The sequence below is a fragment of the Buchnera aphidicola (Nurudea shiraii) genome (assembly GCA_039829955.1).
GTDB lineage: Bacteria > Pseudomonadota > Gammaproteobacteria > Enterobacterales > Enterobacteriaceae > Buchnera_B > Buchnera_B aphidicola_AY.
The window spans coordinates 206,914-226,321 of sequence record CP140035.1 but is presented as its reverse complement, the minus strand read 5'-3'; the positions used below and the strand labels follow the sequence as shown (position 1 = coordinate 226,321).

The window sequence follows — 19,408 nt, the reverse complement described above, 5'->3', positions numbered from 1 at the left end:
TATCATGAAAGAAAAAATAGCAGTGTTATTTGGAGGAACGTCTCAAGAACGAAAGATTTCCTTATTATCTGGAAGAAACATATTAAAAAGCTTATTAAAATCTAAAATAAATGCATATCCTATAGATACAAAACATTATCCAATAACTCAATTATCCAATCAAGAATTTAAAAAAGCATTTCTTGCTCTTCACGGAAATGAAGGGGAAAATGGAACTATACAAGGAATTTTACAATATCTAAAAATTCCTTACACCGGAAGTAAAATCTTATCATCAGCTATTTCAATAGATAAAATGAAAACAAAACTATTATGGAAAAGTATTAATTTACCTATTGTACCTTATTATTTTATCAACATAAAAAAATTTCAAAAAATATCTAAAAACTGCCTTAAACATGATGTCTTAAAATTAAATTTACCTATCATTGTAAAACCTAACACGGGAGGATCTAGTATTGGAGTTTCATTAGTCAATTCATACGATTATTTATATGATGCATGTATAAAAGCATTTAAGTATGATAATGATATTTTAATTGAAAAATTTATATACGGTCAAGAATATTCCGTAGGGATTCTAAACAATAAAATTCTACCATCTATTCGCATACACTCAAAGAATACTTTTTATGATTATGAATCTAAATATAAGTCTCAAGAAACACAATATTTTTGCCCTAGCGGATTAGAAAAACAAAAAGAAATAAAACTTAGTAACATAATTAAAAAAGCATGGAAAATACTCGGATGCGTAGGATGGGGAAGAATTGATCTAATAATAGATCATAATAAAAAATTTTGGTTGCTAGAAATTAACACTTGCCCTGGTATGACTAAACATAGCTTAATGCCTATAGCTTCCAAAGAAGCTGGAATTTCCTTTAATGAATTAGTTTTGAAAATTTTAGAGTCAACTAATTAATAAATTTAAATAAAAAACTAAAAACATGAAATCTAAATTATTATGTAATAAATAACGTCAAAAATATTAAAATGTGTTTCAATACTATGTTTAGTTATTTTTATAATTTTTAGTAATTTTATACTAATAAGATCTTCTGAAATACTTTCTAAAAAATACCTCGTTTAATTATTCACGGTAAGTCCGGATATTTAAATGGAAAAAATTAAAAATTTTATTTTATCTCTAAAAAATTATATAAAACTAACATGAAATACAATGTTTTTCAAAAAATACACTAAAAAAACTTCCTTTCGTGAGAAATGTTACAATACACATGTTAAATACAAATAAATTATTAACTTATATAGAAAATTCTACTCCTATTGTATATTAAAATAATGATTATATATTAGATAACACAAGAATTTTAACCAAAGTCAAATAAATATTAAAAATATTTTACACTTATACAGATTCGATAATAATAAAAAAATCTTTCTAAAGAATTCCAATACAATAATGAAAATATTAAAAATAAATAATCTTCAATTAAAACCTATTTTCATAACACCTTAAAATTTTCGGAAATTATATACTAATAAGAATATTGAAATAATTTTAGATAAATTAAGTGTAATTAACATTATGAGATTGAAAAGATCAATGAACGTTTAAAGTTTTTAAAAAAGACAATAAAAACGTTAAAATAGAAAATTAAATACAATTGAAATAAGATACAAGTCAAACGTAGCAATAAACGGATACAATAAATTATAGGTCGATTAGTAATCATGATAAAAGAAAAAAATAGAAAATTAATAGTCGGATTAGAAATTGGAACTACAAAAATTATTACTCTAATAGGAGAAATCGTAACAGATGGTATTATCAATGTTGTAGGAATAGGTATTTGCCCTTCTCTTGGAATAATAAAAGGAATTATAAATGATTTTAAATCAGTTGTAAAATGCATTAAAAAATCCATTCATCAAGCAGAAAACATGGCAGATTATCACGTTTCTTCTGTATATTTAGCAATATCTAATAAGTATATTAGCTGTCAAAATGAAGTAGGAATTGTACCTATATCTAAACATGAAGTCACTATACAGGATGTCAAAAACGTAATACATACAGCAAAATGTGTTCGAATTCGAAATAAACATCATATCTTACATATTATTCCACAAGAATATTCTATTGATCACCATGTAGGAATACACAATCCAATTGGGTTATCAGGAAAAAGAATAAAAACACGAGTTCATCTAATTACATGTCTTACTGAAGTAAAAAAAAATATTCTTAAAGCAGTAGAAACTTGTGGAATAAAAGTTAATCGTGTGATTTTTTCAGGACTAGCTTCAAGTCAGGCAGTATTAACAAAAGACGAACAAAAATTAGGTGTGTGTATGGCAGATATTGGTGGAGGAACAATAGACATTTCTATGTATGTAAATGGAACTTTACAGTATAGTTGTGTAATTCCTTATGCTGGAAACTCTGTAACAAATGACATTGCTTATGCACTCAATATTCCTTTTAAAAAAGCTGAAATAATAAAAATTCAATATGGATTAGCTGAAATTCCTTCTTCACAAAATATACACAAAAAAATTGAAATAGCTCAAATCGATAACAAATCCGTTAAAACATTTGAACAATGTTCACTAATAAAAATTATTGAACTGAGGTATACCGAACTATTAAATTTAATAAATAAAGAAATTTTAAATATACAAGATAAGCTACAAGAATCAAAAAATTACTACAAGCTCGGAGCAGGAATAGTTTTCACGGGTGGAGCTTCAAAAATTAAATTATTAACACAAAATGCTAAAAAAATTTTTAATATGCCTATAAGAATAGGAAGACCTGAAAAAAATGGAAACGTAGTAAACAATATTGAAAAATCTAACTATTCTACTGCAGTAGGATTACTTTACTATGGTAAACAACATTATCAAAATTATAAAAAAAATAAAATGTCTAAAAATATTTTTAAAAAATGGTTTAATTCTTTTAACAATTGGATAAAAAAAGCACTATAATAACAAAAACAAAAACCGGATGTCAACTTATGTTTGAACCTGTAGAAAAAAATAACAACGCAATTATTAAAGTAATAGGTATAGGAGGCGGTGGAGGAAACGCAGTAGAATATATGATACAAGAAAAAATTGAAGGTGTAGAATTTTTTGCTATTAATACTGATATACAAGCACTACAAAAGATAAAAGTTAAAAAAACTATACAAATAGGAAACCATATAACAAAAGGACTAGGAGCTGGAGCTAACCCTAAAATAGGTCAACATGCAGCTGAAGAGGATAAAGAAAAATTACAATCTACGTTAGAAGATGCAGATATGATTTTTATAGCAGCAGGTATGGGAGGAGGAACAGGTACAGGTGCTGCCCCCGTAATTGCAGAAATTACAAAAAAACTAGGTATCCTAACAGTAGCTGTAGTCACCAAACCTTTTAATTTCGAAGGAAAAAAAAGAATGATTCATGCTAATCAAGGTATAATAGAACTATCTAAATATGTTGATTCACTCATAACCATTCCTAATGAAAAATTATTAAAAATATTTAACAAAAATATTTCTTTGTTAGATGCATTTAGTTCAGTTAACAATATCTTAAAAGGAGCTGTTCAAGGAATAGCAGAACTCATAACTAAACCTGGACTAATTAATGTAGATTTCGCAGACATACGAACGATTATGTCCGAAATGGGATTAGCTATGATAGGAACAGGAGTTTCTTCAGGAGAAAATCGAGCTAAAGAGGCTATAGAAACTGCTATCTCAAGCCCTCTTCTAGAAGACATTGATTTATCTGGTGCTCAAGGGGTATTAGTAAATATCACTTCAGGACTAAATATGAAACTAGATGAATTTGAAACAATAGGAAACATTATAAGATCATTTTCTTCAGATAATGCAATTGTAGTAATCGGAACATCACTAGATACAGAAATGAATGATGCGCTCCGAGTAACAGTAATAGCAACAGGGATTAGAATCGAAAAAATATCGACATATAAACAATATTCTAAACACGTATACTCTAATAAATCTTTATTTAATATTGAGTTCGAAAAACAGGACACGTTTTTTGATGTACCAAAACACAAAATTAACACTAAAACAAAAAAGCATATCAACGATATGTTATCAAATAATAACGATATTAATTATCTAGATATTCCAACTTTTTTAAGAAAAAAATCTAAATAATATTTTATAATTTGATAACAAAAAATAAAACATGTGAACACTAAATTAAATTTATTACTTAACGAATATAAATTAAAAATCAAGAAATATTTTAAATTGAGCAACGTAATATGAAAAAATTTTCTACATTTCCATTATCTTTTTCCAATGAAGCTATCAAAAAAATTAACTATATGACTAAGAAATCTAAAATATTTAATCTGAAACTAAGAATTTATATTACTGGAGGAGGTTGCGGTGGATTTCAATACAATTTTAAATTTGATAGAAATCAATATAATGATGATACAGTTATTACTAAATTAGGAGCATCTGTTATAATAGATCCTATTAGCTTACAGTATCTAATGGGTGGTGAAATAGATTATCAAGAAAATTTAAACGGTTCTAAATTTATTGTATACAACCCAAAAGCAAAAACTACTTGCAGTTGCGGAATTTCATTTAGTGTGTAATAAAAATTAATACTAACTAAAAACACCTTATATATTATGAAAAAAAATACAATAAAAATTACTATCGGAATTATTGGGGCTTTAAAAAAAGAACTTATGTTCTTATATAAACATATTCATTTTTATAAAAAAATAGTAATCTACAATAAAGAATTTCATATAGGAAAAATTAATGAGATTAAAGTTATATTAATTCAATCAGGAGTAGGAAAAGTTTTAGCTAGTACAACATGTACTATATTACTACAAATTTATAAAATAGATTTTATAGTTAATATTGGAACAGCTGGAAGTTTAAGTACACAACTAAAACCTGGTGCTATAATACTTCCTAATAGTACGTGCTATCACGATATTAATTTAACTGCTTTTGGATATGATTTAGGACAAATCAAAGGTTTTCCTAAAAAATTTTTAGTAAATAACTATTTAACAAAATTTATAGAAATATGTTTATTAAAATTAAGAATTTGCTATTACAAAGGACTTATAATAAGCGGAGATTCATTTGTTGATAAACAATCATACAAGAAGCGACTAAAAAAATGCTTTCCAAAAGCAATCGCAGTAGACATGGAATCAACAGCAATTGCTCAAGTATGTTATCAATTCAATAAACCTTTTCTAACTATTAAAGTTATATCGGATTTCTCAAATAATAATTCCGTATTAGACTTCAAAAAATTTATTTGCTTAGAAAATAAAACATTTTTAAAAATTATCCAATATTTGTTAAAATATTTATATATAAAGTAAGTAACAATTTTTATGATTTCTAATCATTAAGAAATTAAAATAATTTTTATATTTAAATATTAACAAAATTAATATGTATTTTATGCACGGTTCAAATGTTACTACACTTTAAAACAAACTGTAAAACACATGGATATTCAGAACTTTAAATATTAAATAAATTAAACAGTTCACCAATCTATCTAAAATTTTTATTTTTTTAAAATACATCATGGTATCTAAAAAAAATTATTTAATTTTCAAATATTGTTCTTTTTTAAATTAAGTATGTCAGTAATAGTTCCTTGAAAAACATGCGCTGATAAATTTATAGATTCATACAAAGTAGGATGAGCATGAATAGTCAATGCAATATCTTCTACGTCACATCCCATTTCAATCGCTAACCCAATTTCTCCTAAAAGTTCACCGGCACTATTTCCAACTACAGAGCCACCTATAACTTTTTTAGATTTAGGATCAAAAATTAACTTAGTCATTCCACAAGAAAAATTCGAAGAAATTGCTTTTCCTAAACAATTCCAAGGAAAAACTGCACTTTCGTATTTTATATTATTTCGAATTGCTTCTTTTTCTGTTATTCCTACCCAAGCTATTTCTGGATCTGTATATAAAATACTTGGAATTGCATAAGGACTAAAAAAATGATTCTTTCCAGAAATTACTTCAGCTGCTATATGTCCTTGATAAATTCCTTTATGTGCTAACATTGGCTGCCCTGTAACATCTCCAATAGCATATATATTAGACACATTAGTACGTAACTGTTCATTGACTTCAAGAAATCCATTACTATTAATGTTTAATCCTATATTATCAATATTTAATGAACTCAAATTTGATTCTCTTCCTACTGATACTAAAACAGCATCATACAACTTAGCATTTTGAATATTATCATTTTGATTTCTTGAAACTAAAAACCCTTTTTTATCAGATATAATTTTTTCAATTTTAGAATTTAAAAAAATGTTAAAATCTTTTTTTACTGCATCGTAAAACATTTTTACTACATCTCGATCTAAATAAGATAATAATTCATGTGAATTATCTATAACATCTACTTTAGATCCTAACGTACTATAAACAGTGGCCATTTCTAGTCCAATTATTCCTGATCCAATAATCAATAAGTTTTTAGGTATACTAGGAAGCGACAATGCAGTAGTAGAATTCCATATTCTGGAATCATCAAAAGAAACATAATTTAACTTTCTAGTATTCGAACCTACTGCCAAAATTATGTTTTCAAAAGAAATAATCATACGTTTATTTTCTTTTTCTACCAAAATACTATTCTTATTTAAAAACTTCGCGTGTCCAGAAATAACTTTTACATCCCTCTTATTTGCCATGCTTCTAATGCTAGAACTAAGCCTATTAACAATCTTATCTTTCCATTGACGTATTTTGTTTATATCAATAATAGGTTGTGAGAATGTCACACCTAAATTAAACAAATTTTGAGATTCTTTTATAACTTTAGAAATATGCAATAAAAATTTAGAAGGAATGCAACCAACATTCAAACAAACTCCTCCTAAACTATTGTATTTTTCCACTAAAATCGTATTCAATCCTAAATCTGAACACCGAAAGGCAGCAGAATATCCTGCAGGACCAGATCCAATCACCACTACCTGAGTATACATTTGTTCACATGACATATTTATATACCTATTTAATAAAATTATCTTAATATTCAATTTTAACAAAATATTTTACAAAATATCATTAGTAAACTACAGAACATTACATATCAACCTAAAAATAATTTAACACATCAACAACCTAATATCTGATAACATTTCACTAATACAATTAGTAAATCGAGCAGCTTCTGCTCCATCAATAGCTCGATGATCGTAAGACAATGAAAAAGGTAACATTAAACGTGGTATAAATTCTTTTTCATTCCAACTCGGCTTAATTACAGACTTAGATACACCAAGAATTGCTACTTCTGGATAATTGATAATAGGAGTAAAACCAACTCCACCGATACCTCCTAAATTAGAAATTGTAAAATTCCCATGAGTCGTATCTGAAACATTTAACATCTTTGATTTAGCTTTTTTAGAAAAACAATTTAATTCAAATGCTAATTCAGATATATCTTTTTTGTCAGCATTACGTATAACAGGAATTAATAATCCATCTTTTGTATCTACTGCAATTCCTATGTTAATATTTTTGCTTAAAATTAACTTTCTCTTAGTATTAGGACATAGTGTACTATTAAATTTTGGAAAAATTTTTAATGCTTTAGCTACTATCTTAATTACAAAAACTAAAATAGTTAATTTTAAATTTGTACCTTTCGAATGCAACTTAAGATTATAATTTTTTCGAAATTTTTCTAAATTCGTAATATCAGATTCATCGAATTGTGTTACATGTGGAATAATAGACCAACTTTTAAATACATGCTTACTGGAAACTACTTGAATATTTGTCAAATTCAACTCTAAAGGAATCTTTTTAAAATTAGATTTACTAAAAACATGATCTTTTTCTTTTTTTAATCGGTATTTTACATGTAACATAACATCTTCTCTTGTAATCCTACCTTTTCTTCCACTACCTATAATATTCTTTAAATTAACATTTAATTGTCTAGCTAATTTTCGAATAATAGGAGTTGCATGAACTAATACTTCTTGTTCATCAATACTATTTTTTAAATTTGTATAGACTTCAGAATGTCCTTTATCGTTGGATGTTAAGTTATTCAAACAAGTACTTTTACTATCATCACATAGTATATAATTTTCATTAAGAGATGAAAGAACTAAAATTAACGAACCAGTTTGTACTTTTTGTCCTATTTCTACAAAAATAGACTGAACTCTTCCAGAGTGAGTAGATGGAATCTCCATTGATACCTTTTGCCCTTCAACAGTAATTAAAGAATCATCTTTTTTTACTTCTTCACCTACTTTTACAAATATTTCAATAACTTCAACTACATCTGTACCAATATCAGGAATCTTAATTTCAATATCCATTTTATTTTTATACTAACCTCGGATTTACTTTTCTTACATCTATATCAAACTGATGAATAGCATTTTCAATAATTTTTTTATCAAAATTACCAAATTTAGACAATTCTACTAAAGCAGCAATAACTATATAAAATTCATTAATTTCGAAATAACTTCGTAAATTTTTTCGACTATCAGAACGTCCAAATCCATCTGTTCCTAAAACACGAAAACTTGTTCCAGGAAGATAAGCTCTAATTTGTTCAGCAAAAATTTTCATATAGTCTGTCACAGCAATAGCTGGAAATTCATTCATTACTTTCGAAACATAAGGAACTTTTCTTTTTTTAGCTGTAGGATGCAATAAATTCCATCTTTCACAATCTTGTCCATTTCTAGCTAACTCGGTAAAAGATGTAACACTATAAATATCTGAACTAATATCATATTCTCGAAATAAAATCAAAGAAGCTTTAAGAACACATTCTAGAATAGAACCGGATCCTAATAACTGAACTTTAATTTTTGTTTCTCCAATACTTTTTAGCTTGTAAATACCTTTGCAAATACCTTCTTCTGATCCTATAGGAATAGCTGGCATCTTATAGTTTTCATTAAATGTAGTTATATAATAATATATATTTTCTTGAAAATCTCCATACATCCTATTTAAACCATTATGAATAATTACTGCTAGTTCATAAGCATATGCAGGATTATATGATATACAATTAGGAACAGTTAACGCTTGAACATGACTATGACCATCTCCATGTTGTAATCCTTCTCCATTTAATGTTGTTCTCCCTGCCGTACCTCCTATTAAAAATCCTCTAGCTTGTTGATCACCTGCCGCCCAACACATATCTCCTATTCTTTGAAATCCAAACATAGAATAATAAATATAAAAAGGAATCATAGGAAAATTATTAGTACTATAAGAAGTAGCTGCTGCCAACCAAGAAGCAAAAGCACCCATTTCACTTATTCCTTCTTGTAAAATTTGACCTTTTTGATCTTCCTTATAATATAAAAATTGATCTTGATCTTGAGGAACATATTTTTGTCCATTAGAATTATAAATTCCTATTTTTTGAAATAATCCTTCCATTCCAAATGTGCGTGCTTCATCTGCAATAATTGGAACTATCCTATCTTTGATATTAATGTTCTTTAAAATGATATTTAATATACGTACAAAAGCTACAGTAGTAGAAATTTCTTTTTTTTGCTCAATAAAAAGTGAATTAAAATCGTTCAAATGAGGAAGTTTTAGCTTTTCAGCAAAAAAAGGCGAACGTGATGGAAGATATCCTCCTAATTTTTTTCTTCTATTATGAAGATATTCATATTCTTCACTATTAACATCAAAAGAAATATAGGGAAAAGAACTAAGATCTTCATCTTTTATTAAAATACGTAGATTATCTCGAATATATTTTATATCTTCAATATTAATCTTTTTAATCTGATGAGCAATATTTTTTCCTTCCGCTATGTTACCTAGTCCATATCCTTTTATAGTATGTATTAATATTATTACTGGTTTGTTTATAACATCGTGTGCTTTCTTAAAAGCAGAATAAACTTTTTTAAAATCATGTCCTCCTCGATTTAAATTCCATATTTCTTCATCTGTCATATCTTGAACTAAACTTTTAGTTTCTTTATATTTTTCAAAAAAATGTTTTCTCACATAAGTTCCATTTTTAGATTTAAACGTTTGGTAATCACCATCTAAAGTTTCGTTCATTAATTGTATTAACTTTCCAGTTACATCTTTTTTTAATAATTTATCCCATTCACTACCCCATATTACCTTAATAACTTCCCAACCAGCTCCTTTAAATATACCTTCTAATTCATTAATAATTTTCCCATTTCCTATAACAGGGCCATCTAATCTTTGTAAATTACAATTTACTACAAAAATCAAATTATCTAACTTTTCACGAAAAGCAATGGAAATAGCTCCTTTAGATTCTGGTTCATCCATTTCTCCATCTCCTAAAAAGGCATATACTTTTTGATTAAATGTATGTTTTAAATTTCTATTTTCTAAGTATTTCAAAAATTTTGCTTGATAAATAGCACACAATGGACCTAACCCCATAGATACTGTAGGAAATTGCCAAAAATTTGGCATACATTTTGGATGCGGATAAGAAGGAAGGCCATTACCATTTACTTCTTGTCTAAAATTATCTAACTGTTTTTTGTTTAACCTTCCTTCAACAAATGCTCTAGCATAAATTCCTGGAGAAATGTGACCTTGAAAATAAACTAAATCACCACTTGACTTCTTATTACAAGCTTGAAAAAAATGATTAAAACATACCTCATAAATTATTGCAGCTGATTGGAAAGAGGATAAATGACCTCCTAAATCCAACTTTTTTTTAGAAGCTCTCAATACAATCATTATTGCGTTCCATCTTATTACAGAACATATTTTCTTTTCTAAAAATAAATTTCCTGGATATACAGACTCTTCAGAAACAGATATAGTATTTACATAATCACTAATGATATTATTCTCTATAAATTTTATGTTTTCTTTACCTAATTTTTTTATAATAGAATATACAATAAATTTAGCCCTCTCAATACCTTCTTCACGAATGACTGAATTAATTCCTTGTATCCAATCATCCGTTTCCACAGGATCAATATCATTTAAAAACAACTCTGTCATATACACATTTCCTTATAAATTATGTAAACAAATTATTACTAACCTACTTTACAAAACATCAATATAAATTTTAAAAATCTTAAAATAAAACATATAATTTTAATGATTTAAGTCTAATTGTTAAATTATAAAATACAAAACCATACACGAAGATAACTTTGTACTAATTTGAATTTAAATTATTTATTTTAATAAAACTTAACTATTTAATTAAGCAAAATATTAATTTATAATATTTTAAAACAAAACATTACAAGTTTAATATGCTAATGTTAAAAATTAAATATATGAAATATAATTTTAAATGTTTAAATTTTAACTATTTTATTTTAATTAACATACCACTTGTAATATTTAATCCTATATTTCTTGTCCATTAAATATTTTATTTTCTTGCTCAGAAACTTTTATAAATGTTGTGCGCTTAGTTAATTCTTTTAACGTTGATGCTCCTACGTAAGTACATGTAGAACGTAACCCTCCTAAAATATCACATATAGTGGTATTAACTGATCCTCGAAATAGTAATTTTATTACTTTCCCCTCTAAAGCTTTATATTCAGCTACACCACCAGTATAACGATCCATTGCAGATTTAGAACTCATTCCATAAAAAATCATATATTTTTTTTTATTTTCTTCAAAAATCGACCCTTCGCATTCACTATGTCCAGCTAACATACCACCTAACATGACAAAATCAGATCCAGCTCCAAACGCTTTTGCTATGTCTCCTGAAACAACACAACCTCCATCACTTATAATTTTTCCACCTAATCCATGAGCAGCATCCGAACATTCAATGACAGCAGACAATTGTGGATATCCTATAGCAGTTTTAATACGTGTCGTACATACAGATCCAGGACCAATACCTACTTTTACTATGTCAGCTCCAGACAGAATTAATTCTTCAACCATTTCTCCAGTTACTACATTACCTGCACAAATAATCTTTTCCGGGAAATGATCTCGGACTTTTCTCAAAAAAGAAACAAATTGTTCTGTGTAACCATTAGCTACGTCAATACAAATAAATTTTAATTTAGAAGATAAAGAACAAATAGTTTTCAACTTTATAAAATCTTCTTTTGAAGTTCCAGTAGACACAATAACGTATTTTAATACAGTGTCAGAAACACTGTAAATAAAATCTTTCCAACATTTATATGAATAATACTTGTGGACTGCTGTTAATATATGAAAAGATGATAAAGTCTTAACCATACAAAAAGTTCCTATTGTATCCATATTAGAAGCAATTAAAGGAATACCAATCCAATTTTGATTGGAATTCTTAAAATCAAAACTTCGATTGAGATCTACTTGTAATCGACTTTTCAATATAGAACGCTTCGGTCGGATAAGAACGTCTTTAAACCCTAATTTTATATCTTCTTCAATACGCATAAATTAATAATCTCTATATATATAATTAAATTATATTTACTATTACTATAGAAATAGTTTACAATTAATTATATTAATTCATAATTAAAATATTTAAAAATTTTTATAAATTAACTATAACTTAAAATTTAAACTCTATGACCTATACTGTCGCTCTCATTGGAGGAATTGGTAGCGGAAAAACCACTGTTTCTAATCTATTTAAAAAGATTGGCGTTAAAATTATTGATACTGATGTAATTGCAAAAGAAATTTTAACTCATAATCAAACTATAGTCAGTAATATCGTAAAAAGATATGGATCTCAATGCTTAAATATAGATAAATCGATAAATAGAAAATACTTAAGAAACTATATGTTCCTTTATAAAAAGGAAAAATTATGGTTAGAACAACTATTACATCCAGAAATCATAAAAAACATGGAAAAAAAAATTAAAGAACCAAAAAAATGTTTATGGATCCTTTTAGTCATTCCCTTACTAATAGAAATGCAACTCTACCAATATTCTAATAGAATATTATTAGTTGATACACCTATACAACAACAATTCCTTAGAACTATAAAAAGAGATAAAATCAGTAAAATACAAGCTAAATTAATTATTACTTCCCAAACCACTAGATTAAAAAGATTATCAATAGCAAATGACATAATAAATAATGATAGTACTATTAATTCTTTAAAATTCTGCGTTGAAAAACTAAATAATTATTACTCTGAAATGTCAACTAAAAACATATCAAAACATAAAATAGTTACTACACAACATAAAGGAATTTTTTTAAATAGATAAAACAATACATTTTAGAAATTTTATAAAAATGTTATAGTTGTATTATTCTTCTAAATGTTTATTTTTTTATTCTTCATAACGTTTTAGAAAATATTTTTAAAAACTTATCTTATCTCGATTCGTTATGTCAATTTTAAACAACGCAGAAATTACCTCATATTTTAATATTTTTAACATTTTAGAAAACATAAAAAATGATTCTTTTTTATATTCTTGTTTTGGATCTTTTTGTGCATAACCTCTTAAATGAATACCTTGACGAATATATTCCATATCTGATAAATGTTCTTTCCAAAGCATATCCAATATTTCAATCATAACTGACTTTTCATACTCTTGTATGTTATCCAATCCAATAACCCGTCTTTTTTCTTCATAACTTATACTGGCATGTTTTAAAATTTTCTGAGTTAATTCTTCTTCATACAATGTTTCATCGTCATGCAACCATGTCGAGATAGGACAAAACAAATTAAAATCGTTATATAAACACGATTCTAATTTAGAAATTTTCCAAGTTTCTTTTAATGAATCTTTTTTAATATATTTATTAAAAATTTCAGTAAATACATCACGAGTAATTGTTTCTATAACATTACTAATATTCTCGGAATTCAGTACATAGTTTCTATGATAGTAAATAATATGACGTTGTTCATTCGCAATATCATCATATTCCAACAATTGTCTTCGAATATTAAAATTACGATTTTCTACTTTTTTTTGAGCATTAAAAACGGCTTTAGTAATAAGAGAATGAGTAATAGCTTCTCCATGTTTTATTCCTAATGCTTTCATAATTTTGATAATACGATCAGAAGAAAAAATACGCATAAGCGAGTCTTCCATAGATAAATAGAATCGAGAAGATCCAACATCACCCTGTCTACCTGATCTTCCTCTCAATTGATTATCAATTCTTCTTGATTCATGCCTTTCTGTTCCAATAATATGTAACCCCCCCGATTTTAATACAAGATCATGATGAATTTTCCATTGATGTTTTAAGTTTTGCACTTGTTCTTTATTTAGTTTTTTCTTTTTAATTAGATTAAAATCTAAACTTCCTCCTAATACTATATCAGTCCCTCTACCAGCCATATTAGTAGCAATAGTTACTGCCTTTAATTTCCCAGCCTGAGCAATAATTTTAGCTTCTCTAGAATGAAAATTAGCATTTAAAACATTGTGCTTAATACCTAACTTTATCAAACGATTAGAAATTAACTCTGATTTTTCAATAGATATTGTTCCTACTAAAACAGGCTGATTACGTTTAATACATGCTTGAATATCTTTTATAATAGCATCAATTTTTTCTGATTCTGTCATATATATAACATCAGGCATGTCATTACGTATCATAGGACGATTTGTTGGTATAACTATTGTATCTAAATTGTAAATTAATTTAAATTCAGATGCTTCTGTGATAGCAGTACCAGTCATTCCTGATAACTTTTGATATAATCTAAAATAATTTTGAAATGTAATGGATGCTAATGTATGACTGTCACTTTTAATGTTTAATTTTTCTTTAGCTTCTATTGCTTGATGCAAACCATCAGACCATCTTTTTCCTTCCATGATACGACCAGTATGTTCATCAACAATCACTACATTTTTATTTTTTACAATATAATCTACATTTTTAAAAAACAAGTTATGTGCTCTTAAAGCTTCTATAACATAATGCATCAAAACTATATTTTTAGACGAGTATAAAGATTTCTTATCTTTGATTAAATTTTCTTTAACTAAAAAATTCTCAATTTTTTCTAAACCTCTATCAGTTAAGTTTACCTGACGTTGTTTTTCATCAACAAAAAAATCTCCTGTTCCAGAATACGTATCCGAATCCTCTTTCTTCTGAAATATTAATTTTGGAATAATATTATTAATTCTAGAATATAGTTTTGAGCTGTTATTTGAATCTCGAGAAATTATTAGTGGTGTACGAGCTTCATCTATTAAAATAGAATCCACTTCATCGATTAATGCAAACTCTAAACTTCTCTGAACTTTATCTCTTTTGCAATAAACCATATTATCTTTTAAGTAGTCAAATCCATATTCATTATTAGTACCATATGTTATATCAGACCAGTAAGCTTGTCTTTTTAATTCAGAAGACATTCCTGAAATATTCAGTCCAACAGTCAAACCAAGAAAATTAAATAATATTGCATTATTCTCAGCATCTCTCTTAGCTAAATAATCATTCATAGTAACAATATGAACACCTTTACCTTCAAGAGCATTTAAATATGCAGGTAATGTTGCAGCTAACGTTTTTCCTTCACCTGTTCTCATCTCCGCGATACATCCATAATGTAATACAATTCCACCTAATAATTGCACATCAAAATGACGCATTCCAAAAACTCTTTTACTTGCTTCTCTTACTAAAGCAAAAGCTTCAGATAATAAACTATTTAACTCACAACCTTTTTTTAAACGTTCTCGAAATAAAACAGTTTTTTTTCGTAATTGCGTATCAGATAACTTTGAAAATTTATATTCTAAATCATTAATGTAATCTATTTTTTTCTGAATTTTAGTTATTATTCGATCATTGTGATTACTAAATAATTTATTCAAAAACTTGATTATTATATTCATCTAGTCTCATATCTAAAAACAAAAAATTAAAATACTATGTATCAAAAAAATTAAATTAAAATTTCAAGCAATCTAAAATAGACATAAATTTATTATTTTTATTATGATACTACTAAAATATTTTATATATCAACTTATTAACTATCCAAAATAAATGACACCAAAATATACAAAACTATGTTAATAGCTCTTAAACAATATTATACATTTACATATAACATATTTAGTACAACGGTTCATTCATCTAAAATAATATAAAATACATTTTAATAAAACATGTTACTCATAACTATAATCTTCGTAAATTATAAAATCAAAATAAAGATTCTATTCATTAGTTTTATATGTTAAACACTAATCAACTTTTTAAAAAATTAATTTTTATTATGAAATAATAAGAAATACAAATATATAAAATTTTAAAAACTTATAAAATTAATACCTTTATATTTTAAAGATTATTTGAAAAACTTGAATCATTATTATATTGAATAAAATCTTAAAGTTCAAAAATAAAACTTATTTTACTTCTACTTCATGATAAAATGATAATATATCACTAATATTTAAATTATATTATATTTTTTAAATCAAAATTTAATACACTCGCATTAATAAGAAATATAAAAATTACAACTTAGATTTTATAAAATTCAAATCACGATAATAAACTTATGTAATTTTCACAATCTATAAAATTCCGTAAATTTATTGCTATTTTTTTAAATCCATAGTTCTTAATCAATATATCATCAATTCTAAAATCCGAATATTAATTAAATCATTTTTTACCTCTATTTTATTTAATAACACTTTTGAATCAATTTTTTAATTTCCTAAACATATGACGTTTTGTTTTTAATAAAACAATATTTTATTTCAAATATATAAATTATTATAGTACTATTTGTTAAAATGAAATATATTAATGTATACGTTTTATACTTATTTTTTTAAAACTATTTTTTAAAAAATATATTTTATTTACATCTTCTATTACTTTTAAATCAAAACATCTAAAAATTTCTATCGAATTTAATTCGAAAAATCCAAAAAATTAAAAACGTTTAGTACTAATACAATCTAATTACATTGATGCTTATAATAATTTCAATCCTAATTATATATTTAAATTAATTATAGAATATTATTAATAAAATAAACTAATATATTCATCAATGTTATTTTCATACACATTGAAACTTGTTATATATAAATTTTAAAATATTACTTTTTTAAAAAATTTATAATAATTTTTATAGGATGATTCAAATAAGCCTGAGAAACGAGATTTAATGTAGTAAAAACTTTTATACCTAATAAATTTTCTGTTTTGTTTTCTAATTTTCTTTTTAATTCTTTTTGAATAATTTGTACCAAAGAATTTTCATCTGAAACAATATTTTTTCTAGATTTTACAATTAATGGTTTAGATATAAGAGAACGATATAATTTATTATTAATAATACATTGTTTAAACAATATATATAATACTTCGTTACGACGATTTAATGCTATCATAGGATTTTTCCAAGGATTATATAATGAAGCTCCTTTTATCATCCCTACTAACAATGCACATTGGTCAAGACTTAACTCATTTATAGATCGACCAAAATAATATAAACTAGCTAATGGAAACCCTCTTATTTGCTTGTTCCTATCTTGTCCAAAATATACTTCATTTAAATACACTTCTAAAATTTTATCTTTACTAAATTTCCAATCTACTACTAGTGCCATATATATTTCTTTTATTTTTCTCCACAACGTTTTAGTATTAGTTAAAAACAAATTTTTTACTAATTGCTGAGTAAGAGTACTACCACCTTGAACAATATAACCTGAACGAATATTAATCAAAAAAGCACGTATAATAGAATAAACATTAATGCCATGATGAATGTAAAAATATCGATCTTCTACAGTTAATAACATATTTATTAATTCAGAAGGATAACATTTTTTAGGTAAAACCAACATTTGTTCTCCATTTAAAGATCGTAATATCATAATTAATTTAGGATCTAATCTCAAAAAACTAAAATTTCGGTTGTTATATAAGTTTTTTATTTTTATTAATTTATTTCCATTAAAAAATAACTTTACACAAATTTTTTCTTCTCTTCCATCTGGAAAATCAAAAGATCGTCTTATCAATATTACATTTTTTCCTTCAGTAATAAATTCTCCAGAACTTCTCAAAACAGAAACATATTTATATTGAATATTTCTTAACATAGATATTATTTCTTTCTGAGAATAACTATTTCCAGGTTGTAAAGTAATCACCTTGCTATATATAAAAACAGGAAAAAGACGCATTTTTTTATTGATAAGAAAATTAATCTTAAAATATAAAAAAAATCCATACGATATCATCACAAAAAAAAATATTTTTGCTAACAAAGTAATATTATATTTCATATTCATTTTATACATTCTAAAAAACCTTTAAAAAATCTTTTATAATAAATTATTACTAAATCTTTCAAAAAAAAAATTATTACAATAAAATATAACTTTATATGTCCACCTAAAATAAATAAAATAAAAAAAGCAAAATCAAAATTTTTTACATATACAAATTTATAGAATAAACAGACTAAAATGTTAATATTAAATATATTACTTACAATTTAAAATAAAATATTAATTGTATATTTTAATTCTAATTTCTAAATTACTCGATCTATAAAACAAGGACCTACTTGTAATTTCGGAATCCTAAAAATATTCGGATAAATTACTTCTACTAAATACAATCCTTCAGACTTTACTGTTGAAGACGCTAGCTTTCTATCTTTAGATAATAATAATTCTTTTATCCAATGTTCTCTATATTTAGATATTCCTACTTCAATTAAACATCCAACAATATTACGTACCATACGATATAAAAAAGAATTTGCTATGATATCTATTATAACTAATCTATTTAAACTAAAAACTTTTATAAACATAATATTTCTAACAGGAGTACTAGATTGACAATTAATAGATCGAAATGATGTAAAATCATGTTCTCCAACCAAATATTGAGCAGCACGATTCATTTTAAACACATCTAATTTTTTATAAAAATTATAAAATCTCTTTAAAAAAATAGACGAACGACATTTATAATTATAAATTATATAACGATATCTACGTGATAAAGCACTGTAACGCGCATGAAAAGACTCTAATACTTCTTTTTTCCATAATATAGAGATATCTTGAGGTAAATAGCAATTTACTCCAATAGTCCATGCTTTATAATCTCTCTCTGAAGAAGTATAAAAATGTATTACTTGACCAGTACTATGCACACCTGCATCTGTTCTCCCTGCACAATAAACTTTAACTGCATGATTAGCTATCACCGATAGTGCTAATTCAACTTTTTCTTGAATACTTGGAACTAATCTTTGATATTGCCAACCATGATAATTACTTCCTTGATATTCAATTCCCAATGCGATTTTTTTTTGTTTAATTGTTGTATTCATGTTAAATTTCTCCAAACTGCAGTACTAAATTTCTTATTACGTTT

Annotated in this window: 12 protein-coding genes and 1 pseudogene; 6 read left to right on the top strand and 7 right to left on the bottom strand. The window is 25.6% G+C overall.

The window, feature by feature from the left end:
• Positions 1-4: 4 nt before the first annotated feature.
• From U0T63_00980 to U0T63_00960, 5 genes are all read left to right on the top strand, one after another.
• Positions 5-925: a D-alanine--D-alanine ligase gene (locus tag U0T63_00980; GenBank protein XBC39414.1), complete on the top strand. Its 921-nt coding sequence runs from the start codon at positions 5-7 to the stop codon at positions 923-925.
• Positions 926-1,698: 773 nt separating this feature from the next.
• Positions 1,699-2,958 (top strand): cell division protein FtsA, encoded by a 1,260-nt coding sequence (gene ftsA, locus U0T63_00975; GenBank protein ID XBC39413.1) that lies wholly within the window; start codon positions 1,699-1,701, stop codon positions 2,956-2,958.
• Between the two features lie 29 nt (positions 2,959-2,987).
• A complete protein-coding gene (gene ftsZ, locus U0T63_00970; protein ID XBC39412.1) occupies positions 2,988-4,151 on the top strand; it encodes a cell division protein FtsZ in 1,164 nt (387 codons plus the stop codon).
• A 110-nt stretch (positions 4,152-4,261) separates the two neighbouring features.
• Positions 4,262-4,606 (top strand): iron-sulfur cluster insertion protein ErpA, encoded by a 345-nt coding sequence (gene erpA / locus U0T63_00965; GenBank protein ID XBC39411.1) that lies wholly within the window; start codon positions 4,262-4,264, stop codon positions 4,604-4,606.
• Positions 4,607-4,642: 36 nt separating this feature from the next.
• Positions 4,643-5,362: a 5'-methylthioadenosine/adenosylhomocysteine nucleosidase gene (locus U0T63_00960; GenBank protein XBC39410.1), complete on the top strand. Its 720-nt coding sequence runs from the start codon at positions 4,643-4,645 to the stop codon at positions 5,360-5,362.
• 239 nt (positions 5,363-5,601) lie between these two features.
• On the opposite strand, the gene lpdA is transcribed toward U0T63_00960, so the two are convergent.
• From lpdA to U0T63_00940, 4 genes are all read right to left on the bottom strand, one after another.
• Complete coding sequence (gene lpdA / locus U0T63_00955) at positions 5,602-7,029, bottom strand: dihydrolipoyl dehydrogenase (GenBank protein ID XBC39409.1); 1,428 nt, start codon at positions 7,027-7,029, stop codon at positions 5,602-5,604.
• 108 nt (positions 7,030-7,137) lie between these two features.
• Positions 7,138-8,370 (bottom strand): 2-oxo acid dehydrogenase subunit E2, encoded by a 1,233-nt coding sequence (locus U0T63_00950; protein XBC39408.1) that lies wholly within the window; start codon positions 8,368-8,370, stop codon positions 7,138-7,140.
• 7 nt (positions 8,371-8,377) lie between these two features.
• The gene (aceE, locus tag U0T63_00945; GenBank protein ID XBC39407.1) at positions 8,378-11,044 is read right to left on the bottom strand and encodes a pyruvate dehydrogenase (acetyl-transferring), homodimeric type; all 2,667 of its coding nucleotides are present in this window, start codon (positions 11,042-11,044) and stop codon (positions 8,378-8,380) included.
• A gap of 360 nt (positions 11,045-11,404) precedes the next feature.
• On the bottom strand, positions 11,405-12,454 hold the full coding sequence (locus U0T63_00940) for a GMP reductase (GenBank protein ID XBC39406.1): 1,050 nt from the start codon (positions 12,452-12,454) through the stop codon (positions 11,405-11,407).
• Between the two features lie 137 nt (positions 12,455-12,591).
• On the opposite strand from U0T63_00940, the gene coaE reads away from it, so the two are divergent.
• Complete coding sequence (gene coaE, locus U0T63_00935) at positions 12,592-13,251, top strand: dephospho-CoA kinase (GenBank protein XBC39405.1); 660 nt, start codon at positions 12,592-12,594, stop codon at positions 13,249-13,251.
• A gap of 105 nt (positions 13,252-13,356) precedes the next feature.
• Here coaE and secA read toward each other — a convergent pair.
• The 3 genes and pseudogenes from secA to truA all read right to left on the bottom strand — a co-directional run bounded on the left by secA (position 13,357) and on the right by truA (position 19,364).
• Positions 13,357-15,867, bottom strand: a pseudogene (gene secA, locus U0T63_00930) (preprotein translocase subunit SecA).
• A 1,233-nt stretch (positions 15,868-17,100) separates the two neighbouring features.
• The gene (locus U0T63_00925) at positions 17,101-18,300 is read right to left on the bottom strand and encodes a transglycosylase domain-containing protein (GenBank protein XBC39404.1); all 1,200 of its coding nucleotides are present in this window, start codon (positions 18,298-18,300) and stop codon (positions 17,101-17,103) included.
• A 251-nt stretch (positions 18,301-18,551) separates the two neighbouring features.
• Positions 18,552-19,364, bottom strand: a complete 813-nt coding sequence (gene truA / locus U0T63_00920; GenBank protein ID XBC39403.1) for a tRNA pseudouridine(38-40) synthase TruA — start codon at positions 19,362-19,364, stop codon at positions 18,552-18,554.
• Positions 19,365-19,408: the final 44 nt, after the last annotated feature.